This is a genomic window from Streptomyces composti (genome assembly GCF_012034205.1).
Classification (GTDB): Bacteria; Actinomycetota; Actinomycetes; order Streptomycetales; family Streptomycetaceae; genus Streptomyces; species Streptomyces composti.
Window position 1 is genome coordinate 231,890 of record NZ_JAATEM010000004.1, and the last position, 8,241, is coordinate 240,130.

Annotated in this window: 7 protein-coding genes and 1 tRNA gene; 4 read left to right on the forward strand and 4 right to left on the reverse strand. The window is 70.6% G+C overall.

What is annotated here, in order from left to right; translation table 11 throughout:
• The first annotated feature begins 3 nt into the window (after window positions 1–3).
• Window positions 4–912: an ABC transporter ATP-binding protein gene (locus tag HCJ93_RS05475; RefSeq protein WP_167991593.1), complete on the forward strand. Its 909-nt coding sequence runs from the start codon at window positions 4–6 to the stop codon at window positions 910–912.
• Window positions 909–1,625 carry an ABC transporter ATP-binding protein gene (locus tag HCJ93_RS05480; protein WP_167991595.1) on the forward strand — a complete coding sequence of 239 codons (717 nt, stop codon included), beginning with the start codon at window positions 909–911 and terminating at the stop codon, window positions 1,623–1,625. Before HCJ93_RS05475 ends, HCJ93_RS05480 begins: the two co-directional genes overlap by 4 nt.
• Window positions 1,626–1,724: 99 nt before the next feature.
• Here the strand turns inward: HCJ93_RS05480 and HCJ93_RS05485 are convergent, their stop codons facing one another.
• Window positions 1,725–2,381 (reverse strand): ANTAR domain-containing response regulator, encoded by a 657-nt coding sequence (locus tag HCJ93_RS05485; protein ID WP_167991596.1) that lies wholly within the window; start codon window positions 2,379–2,381, stop codon window positions 1,725–1,727.
• A 105-nt stretch (window positions 2,382–2,486) separates the two neighbouring features.
• Between HCJ93_RS05485 and HCJ93_RS05490 the strand changes: the two genes are divergently transcribed.
• A tRNA-Leu gene (locus HCJ93_RS05490) sits at window positions 2,487–2,559 on the forward strand.
• Between the two features lie 27 nt (window positions 2,560–2,586).
• Here the strand turns inward: HCJ93_RS05490 and pyk are convergent.
• Together pyk and HCJ93_RS05500 are read right to left on the reverse strand one after the other, a co-directional pair.
• Window positions 2,587–4,017 carry a pyruvate kinase gene (gene pyk, locus HCJ93_RS05495; protein WP_167991599.1) on the reverse strand — a complete coding sequence of 477 codons (1,431 nt, stop codon included), beginning with the start codon at window positions 4,015–4,017 and terminating at the stop codon, window positions 2,587–2,589.
• A gap of 167 nt (window positions 4,018–4,184) precedes the next feature.
• Window positions 4,185–4,865, reverse strand: a complete 681-nt coding sequence (locus tag HCJ93_RS05500) for an SIMPL domain-containing protein (RefSeq protein WP_167991601.1) — start codon at window positions 4,863–4,865, stop codon at window positions 4,185–4,187.
• 139 nt (window positions 4,866–5,004) lie between these two features.
• Between HCJ93_RS05500 and HCJ93_RS05505 the strand changes: the two genes are divergently transcribed.
• Window positions 5,005–6,810: a bifunctional metallophosphatase/5'-nucleotidase gene (locus HCJ93_RS05505; RefSeq protein ID WP_167991603.1), complete on the forward strand. Its 1,806-nt coding sequence runs from the start codon at window positions 5,005–5,007 to the stop codon at window positions 6,808–6,810.
• Between the two features lie 22 nt (window positions 6,811–6,832).
• Here the strand turns inward: HCJ93_RS05505 and HCJ93_RS05510 are convergent, their stop codons facing one another.
• Window positions 6,833–8,227: a lysine N(6)-hydroxylase/L-ornithine N(5)-oxygenase family protein gene (locus HCJ93_RS05510; protein ID WP_167991604.1), complete on the reverse strand. Its 1,395-nt coding sequence runs from the start codon at window positions 8,225–8,227 to the stop codon at window positions 6,833–6,835.
• Window positions 8,228–8,241 lie beyond the last annotated feature (14 nt).

The following is an 8,241-nucleotide window of genomic DNA, read 5'->3' on the forward strand; positions in this document are numbered from 1 at the left end:
ACGATGACCACCGACACCACCACCAAGAGCGCGCCCACCGGCGCCACCCCCGGCGAGCCCGTCCTCGACGCCCGCGGTGTGACCATGCGCTTCGGCGGCCTCACCGCCGTCAGCGACGTCGACCTCACCGTGAACGCCGGCGAGATCGTCGGCCTCATCGGACCCAACGGCGCCGGCAAGACGACCTTCTTCAACTGCCTGACCGGCCTGTACGTCCCCACCGAGGGCGAGGTCCGGTACAAGGGCCAGATCCTGCCGCCCAAGTCGTTCAAGGTCACCGCCGCCGGCATCGCGCGCACCTTCCAGAACATCCGTCTGTTCGCCAACATGACGGTCCTGGAGAACGTGCTCGTCGGCCGCCACACCCGCACCAAGGAGGGCCTGTGGTCGGCGCTGCTGCGCGGCCCCGGCTTCCACAAGGCCGAGGCGGCCAGCCGCGCCCGGGCCATGGAGCTGCTGGAGTTCGTGGGCCTGGCGGGCAAGGCGGACCACCTGGCCCGCAACCTCCCCTACGGCGAGCAGCGCAAGCTGGAGATCGCGCGTGCGCTGGCCAGCGAGCCGGGTCTGCTGCTCCTCGACGAGCCCACGGCCGGCATGAACCCGCAGGAGACGCGGGCGGCCGAGGAGCTGATCTTCGCCATCCGCGACAAGGGCATCGCCGTCCTCGTCATCGAGCACGACATGCGGTTCATCATGAACCTCTGTGACCGCGTGGCCGTTCTCGTCCAGGGCAAGAAGCTGATCGAGGGCGACGCCGCCACCGTGCAGAGCGACGAGCGGGTGATCGCCGCCTACCTGGGAGAACCCCTCGCGAACGACCCCGGCGCCGCGGAAGCTGCCGAGGTCGAGGCCGCCGAGGCCGCGGCCGAGGCCGCTGCTCAGACCGCGCCCGCCAAGGAGAACGACCGATGACCGCACTTCTCGAAGTCGAGGACCTCCGGGTCGCCTACGGCAAGATCGAAGCCGTCAAGGGGATCTCGTTCAAGGTCGAGGCCGGTGAAGTGGTCACCCTCATCGGCACCAACGGCGCCGGCAAGACGACGACCCTGCGCACCCTGTCGGGTCTGCTCAAGCCGGTCGGCGGCCAGATCAAGTTCAACGGCAAGTCGCTGAAGAAGGTGCCCGCCCACGAGATCGTCTCCCGCGGTCTCGCCCACTCCCCGGAGGGGCGGCACATCTTCCCGCGCATGACCATCGAGGACAACCTGCGCCTCGGTGCCTTCCTGCGCAACGACAAGGCGGGCATCGAGAAGGACATCCAGCGCGCCTACGACCTGTTCCCCATCCTCGGGGAGCGCCGCAAGCAGGCCGCGGGCACCCTCTCCGGCGGTGAGCAGCAGATGCTCGCCATGGGCAGGGCGCTGATGTCCCAGCCGAAGCTGCTGATGCTCGACGAGCCCTCGATGGGTCTCTCGCCGATCATGATGCAGAAGATCATGGCGACCATCGCCGAGCTGAAGTCGCGGGGCACGACCATCCTGCTGGTCGAGCAGAACGCCCAGGCCGCGCTGTCCCTCGCGGACCACGGCCATGTGATGGAGGTCGGCAAGATCGTCCTGACCGGCTCCGGCCAGGACCTGCTCCACGACGAGTCGGTGCGCAAGGCGTACCTCGGCGAGGACTGAGGCAGGCGGCAGCCGCACATGCGAGCGGCCCGCGTCCCCCAGGGGGCGCGGGCCGCTTCGCGTCGGCGCCGGGTCCGGGCCCTCGCCGCTCGCGGGCGTTCAGCCCTTCTGTGCCTTCTTCTCCTCGGCGTCGTCGATGACCGCCTGCGCCACCTGCTGCATGGACATCCGCCGGTCCATGGACGTCTTCTGGATCCAGCGGAACGCGGCCGGCTCGGTCAGCCCGTACTGCGTCTGCAGCACCGACTTGGCGCGGTCCACCAGCTTGCGGGTCTCCAGCCGCTGGTTCAGGTCCGCGACCTCGCGCTCCAGCTCCTTCAGCTCCGTGAACCGCGAGACGGCCATCTCGATCGCGGGCACCACGTCGCTCTTGCTGAACGGCTTGACCAGGTACGCCATCGCACCGGCGTCGCGGGCCCGCTCCACGAGGTCGCGCTGGGAGAACGCGGTCAGCATCAGCACCGGGGCGATCCGCTCCTCGGCGATCTTCTCGGCCGCGGAGATGCCGTCCAGCTTGGGCATCTTCACATCGAGGATCACCAGGTCGGGCCGGTGCTCACGGGCCAGTTCGATGGCCTGCTCGCCGTCGCCCGCCTCACCGACGACGGTGTAGCCCTCCTCCTCCAGCATCTCTTTGAGGTCGAGCCGGATCAGCGCCTCGTCCTCGGCGATGACGACGCGGGTCGTCATGGGAGGCACGTGCGACTTGTCGTCTTCGGGCACGTCCACGGGCTGGGGCGACTCGGGGGCACTCACGTGAGCTCCTTGGTGCGGGGCAGGCAGATACTGCTGACAAGAGCGTACCCAGCTGCGATAAGGTAGGGGCACGGCGGGTGACCGTCGGCCTTCATTTCCAAGGGAGCCCCGGTAGCCCAGCGGTAGAGGCAATGGTCTCAAACACCATACAGCGTCGGTTCGAATCCGACCCGGGGTACTTTTCCTCCGGTTCCAAGGTCGCCGCTCAGGGGTTGTCGTCGCCGATCCGGTGAACGCGGACCATGTTGGTGGAACCCGTCACGCCCGGCGGTGAGCCCGCCGTGATGATCACCACGTCCCCGCGGTCGCAGCGCCCGTACCGGGTGAGCAGCTCGTCCACCTGGTCGACCATGGCGTCCGTCGAGTCCACGTGCGGGCCGAGGAACGTCTCCACTCCCCACGACAGGCTCAGCTGCGAGCGGGTGGCCGGCTCCGGGGTGAAGGCCAGCAGCGGGATGGGCGAGCGGTAGCGGGACAACCGGCGGGCCGTGTCGCCGGACTGGGTGAAGGCGACCAGGAACCGCGCCCCCAGGAAGTCGCCGATCTCCGCCGCCGCGCGGGCCACCGCCCCGCCCTGGGTGCGGGGCTTGTTGCGCTCGGTCAGCGGCGGCAGGCCCCCCGCGAGGATGTCCTCCTCGGCTGCGGCCACGATCTTCGCCATGGTGCGGACCGTCTCCGCCGGGTGCTTGCCGACGCTGGTCTCGCCGGAGAGCATCACCGCGTCCGTGCCGTCGATGACCGCGTTGGCCACGTCGGAGGCCTCGGCGCGGGTGGGGCGGGCGCTGTCGATCATCGAGTCCAGCATCTGGGTGGCGACGATCACCGGCTTGGCGTTGCGCCTGGCCAGCTTGATCGCGCGCTTCTGCACGATGGGCACCTGCTCCAGCGGCATCTCCACGCCGAGGTCCCCGCGGGCGACCATCAGGCCGTCGAAGGCGGCCACGATCTCCTCGATGTTCTCCACCGCCTGCGGCTTCTCGAGCTTGGCGACGACGGGCAGGCGCCGGCCCTCCTCGTCCATGATCCGGTGGACGTCCTTCACGTCCCGGCCGGAGCGGACGAAGGACAGGGCGACCAGGTCGAAGCCGGTGGCCAGCGCCCAGCGCAGATCCTCCTCGTCCTTCTTGGACAGCGCGGGGACGGACAGCGCGACGCCGGGCAGGTTGAGCCCCTTGTGGTCGGAGATCACGCCGCCCTCGAGCACGGTGGTGCGCACCCGGGGGCCGTCGATCTCGGTGACCTGGAGCGCGACCTTGCCGTCGTCGACCAGGATGCGCTCACCGGGAGTGACGTCATCGGCGAGCCCCGCATAGGTGGTGCCGCAGAGGTGGCGGTCGCCCTCCACGCCGTCCTCGACGGTGATGGTGAAGGTGTCGCCGCGTTCAAGCAGTACCGGCCCTTCGGCGAACCGGCCGAGGCGGATCTTCGGGCCCTGAAGGTCGGCGAGGACGCCGACGCTGCGGCCGGTCTCGTCGGACGCCTTGCGGACGTGGCGGTACCGCGTCTCGTGCTCGGCGTGCGTGCCGTGGCTGAGGTTGAAGCGGGCGACGTCCATCCCCGCCTCGACCAGCGCTCTGATCCGGTCGTAGGAGTCGGTGGCGGGCCCCAGTGTGCAGACGATTTTCGCTCGGCGCATGGGCCGAGCCTATGGCTTACCGATGGGTAGTCCGGGTGTTGCGCGTGACCGGCCAACGGACGGGCGATGAAGGCTTGTTGACAGGTAGTGAATTCGAAAGACGGTTCTAGGGGGCGTCCGCGCCGGGCGCCAGGTCGCCCGGTCGCCCGGAGGCAGCCGCCAGGGGCTCACAGCTCCGGCGGGCGCATGGTGAAGCGGGCGGTGACCTCGGCGTGCAGGTGCTGGCGCTGGGGTTCGAGGTCGAGCGGCGGGGGTGCGGCCTCCCCGGCGAACGCGGCCGGCTCCATGCCGCGGGCGGCGAAGGCGGGCGGGCGGGGCAGTTCCGCGCCGGTGTCGGACAGTTCGATGAGCGCGGCCAGGGAGGTGCCGAGCGCCTCGGCGTAGGCGCGGGCGCGCCGCACGGCGTCGTGCACCGCCCTCCTGCGGGCCTCGGTGTGCGCCGGGGAGCCGGGGCGCAGCGCCCACCACGGGCCGTCGACGCGGGTGAGCTCCAGGTCGAAGAGGCGGGTGACGAGTTCTCCGAGGGCGGCGAAGTCGCCGAGGTCGGCGGTGAGACGGACGGTGCCGTGGTAAGTGCGGACGCGTTCGCCGCGGCCGTGCCGGGTGAGTTCGGGGGCGACCGTGAGCGAGCCGGTCTCCAGATGTTCCACGGCCTCCCCGTAGCTCTTGACCAGCTCGAGGACCTCGGCGTTGCGGCGGGTGAGGTCGTCCAGGACGCCGCGGCGGTCGCGGCCCCGGGCGGTGAGGGTGATGCCGATGCCGGCGGTCTCGGGGGCCACGTCGAGGTCGGCCTCGCCGCGCACGGTGAGGTGGGGGGTCTCGGGGGTGCCGTAGGGGGTGGCCGTCATGGGGCCAGTGTGCCGGTCACCGGATCGCAATGTGTGGGGACTGTTGCGGATGGGCGTGTTCAGGTCAGAATCTGCGGACGCGTCTACGCGCGTTGCGACGTGGACCGTCCGAGTGACCGCTGCACGAGGGGAAGCTGACATGCCGTTGAACCGCCGGAAATTCCTGGAGACGTCCGCCGTGACGGGAGCGGGGGTGGCGCTGGCGGCGGCCGTGCAGGCCTCCCCGGCGGCGGCCGCAGAGGCGGGGCACGGCAGGAAGCGGCCCAAGCGGTACGCGCTGACCGTGATGGGCACCACCGACCTGCACGGGCACGTCTTCAACTGGGACTACTACAAGGACGGGGAGTACACCGACGAGGACGGCAACGCCCAGGGCCTGGCCCGGATCTCCACGCTGGTCGACCAGGTCCGTGAGGAGAAGGGCCGCGGCAACACGCTGCTGCTGGACGCGGGCGACACCATCCAGGGCACCCCGCTGACCTACTACTACGCCAAGGTCGACCCGATCACCGCCGAGGGCGGCCCGGTGCATCCGATGGCGCAGGCGATGAACGCCATCGGGTACGACGCGGTGGCGCTCGGCAACCACGAGTTCAACTACGGCATCGACACCCTGCGCAAGTTCGAGGAGCAGTGCGACTTCCCGCTCCTCGGGGCGAACGCGCTGGACGCGAAGACGCTGCGGCCCGCGTTCCCGCCGTACTTCATCAAGACCTTCCGGGTGAAGGGCGCGCCGCCGGTGAAGGTGGCGGTGCTGGGCCTGACGAACCCGGGCATCGCCATCTGGGACAAGGCCTATGTGCAGGGCAGACTGACCTTCCCCGGCCTGGAGGAGCAGGCGGCCACGTGGGTGCCGAAGCTGCGGTCGATGGGCGCGGACGTGGTGGTGGTGTCGGCGCACTCCGGGACGTCGGGCACCTCCTCCTACGGGGACCAGCTGCCGCACGTGGAGAACGCGGCGGCGAACGTGGCCCGGCAGGTGCCCGGCATCGACGCGATCCTGGTCGGGCACGCGCACACCGAGATCCCCGAGATGCGGGTGGTGAACGAGAAGACCGGCAAGGAGGTCGTGCTCTCGGAGCCGCTGTGCTTCGCCGAGCGGCTCACCCTCTTCGACTTCGAGCTGGTCTTCGAGCGGGGCCGCTGGCAGGTGGAGTCGGTGAAGGCCTCACTGCGGGACTCCCGCACGGTCGAGGACGACCCGCGGATCACCAGACTGCTCACCGACGAGCACCGCAAGGTCGTCGAGTACGTCAACCAGGTGGTCGGCACCGCGACCGAGACGCTGACCACGGTCGAGGCCCGCTACAAGGACGCGCCGATCGTCGACCTGATCACCAAGGTGCAGGAGGACGTGGTCCGGGCCGCGCTGGCCGGCACCGAGCACGCCTCGCTGCCGGTGCTCTCGCAGGCGTCGCCGTTCTCGCGCACCTCCGAGATCCCCGCAGGCGAGGTGACGATCCGGGACCTGTCGAGCCTGTACGTCTACGACAACACCCTGGTCGCCAAGCTGATGACCGGCGCGCAGGTACGGGCGTACCTGGAGTACTCCGCCGAGTACTTCGTGCAGACGGCGCCCGGCACCCCGGTGGACGTGGACAAGCTGACCAACGCGAACGGCCGCCCGGACTACAACTACGACTACGTCTCCGGGCTGACCTACGACATCGACATCGCCCAGCCGGCCGGCTCGCGGATCAAGAACCTCTCCTACGACGGTGCCCCGCTGGACGACGAGCAGCAGTTCGTGTTCGCGGTGAACAACTACCGGGCCAACGGCGGCGGCGACTTCCCGCACGTGGCCTCGGCTCCCGAGGTGTGGTCGGAGTCGACCGAGATCCGCACCCGGATCGCGGAGTGGGTGACGGACAAGGGCGTCCTCGACCCGAAGGACTTCGCCTCGGCGGACTGGCGGCTGACCCGGGACGGCACGCCGGTCTTCTGACGTCCGCGCCGGGTCGCCGTCCTCAGGTCCCGTCCGCCAGCGGGGTGAGCCGCACGGCCTCGCCCCGGGCGGGCGGGACCTGCCGCTTCTCCGGCGCCAGCCCGAAGGTGGTGAAGGCGGTGCGGGCCGGCAGCGGGTAGGCCTCCCTGCCGGTCAGGGAGTTGAGGATGACGGCGCTGCGCCAGGCGGCGAGGGAGAGGTCGGGGGCGCCGACACCGTGGGTGTGCATCTCGGCGTTCTGGACGTGGACGGAGCCGGTGACGGGCGGGTCCAGCACCAGGCGGAAGCTTTCGTCGACGCACGGGCGGCCGCTGCCGTCGCGGCGCAGATACGGGTCGAGGCCGGCCAGCAGGCGGTCCAGGGAGCGCGGCCGGTGTCCGGTGGCGAGCACCACGGCGTCGGTGGTCAGGCGTGAGCGGGTGCCCTGCTGGACGTGCTCCAGGTGGAGTTCGATCTGCGCGGTACCGAGGCGTCCCGCGGTGCGCACCAGGACGCCGGGGGTGAGGACGGTGTCGGGCCAGCCGCCGCCGAGGGTGCGCCGGTAGAGCTCGTCGTGGATGGCGGCGATGGTGCCCGCGTCGATCGCCTTGTGCAGCTGCCACTGGGCGGGCACCAGCCGCTCTCTGACCTCCTCGGGCAGCGCGTGGAAGTAGCGGGTGTGGTCCGGGGTGAAGTGCTCCAGGCCCAGCTTGGAGTACTCCATGGGCGCGAACGCCCCGGTGCGGCCGATCCAGTGCAGCCGTTCCCGGCCGACGGGGCGGCTGCGCAGCAGGTCCTGGAAGACCTCGGCGCCGGACTGCCCGGTGCCGACGACGGTGACATGGCCCGCGGCGAGCAGGGCGTCGCGGTGGGCGAGGTAGTCGTCGGAGTGGATCACCAGCACGCCGGGGGCGTCCACCAGGGGCCTGAGCGGATCGGGCACATGGGGTTCGGTGCCGACCCCGAGGACGACGTTGCGGGTGTGGGTGCGGCCCAGGGCCTCGGCCTCGCCGTCGGCGTCGAGCTGGGTGAAGTCCACCTCGAACAGCCGGCGTTCGGCGTTCCACCGCACCGCGTCGACCTGGTGGCCGAAGCGCAGCGCGGGCAGCCGCCCGGCGACCCAGCGGCAGTAGGCGTCGTACTCGGTGCGGCGGATGTGGAACGTCTCGGCGAAGTAGAACGGGTAGAGGCGTTCGCGGTCCCTGAGGTGGTTGAGGAAGCTGAAGGGGCTGGTGGGGTCGGCGAGGGTGACCAGGTCGGCGAGGAACGGCACCTGGATCGTGGCGTCGTCGAGCAGCAGGCCGGGGTGCCAGGCGAACTCGGGGCGCTGGTCGTAGAAGACGGCGTCGAACCCGGTCAGCGGGTGGGCGAGGGCGGCGAGGGAGAGGTTGAAGGGGCCGATACCGATGCCGACGAGGTCGCGGGGTGGCGTGGTCAACGGGGGTTCCTAAT

What these genes read in the sequence shown, in the direction of transcription:
- HCJ93_RS05475 (WP_167991593.1), top strand. Translation starts at nt 4, where the DNA reads ATGACCACCGACACCACCACCAAGAGCGCGCCCACCGGCGCCACCCCC.
- HCJ93_RS05480 (WP_167991595.1), top strand. Translation starts at nt 909, where the DNA reads ATGACCGCACTTCTCGAAGTCGAGGACCTCCGGGTCGCCTACGGCAAG.
- pyk (WP_167991599.1), bottom strand. Translation starts at nt 4,017, where the DNA reads ATGCGCCGAGCGAAAATCGTCTGCACACTGGGGCCCGCCACCGACTCC.
- HCJ93_RS05500 (WP_167991601.1), bottom strand. Translation starts at nt 4,865, where the DNA reads ATGACGGCCACCCCCTACGGCACCCCCGAGACCCCCCACCTCACCGTG.
- HCJ93_RS05505 (WP_167991603.1), top strand. Translation starts at nt 5,005, where the DNA reads ATGCCGTTGAACCGCCGGAAATTCCTGGAGACGTCCGCCGTGACGGGA.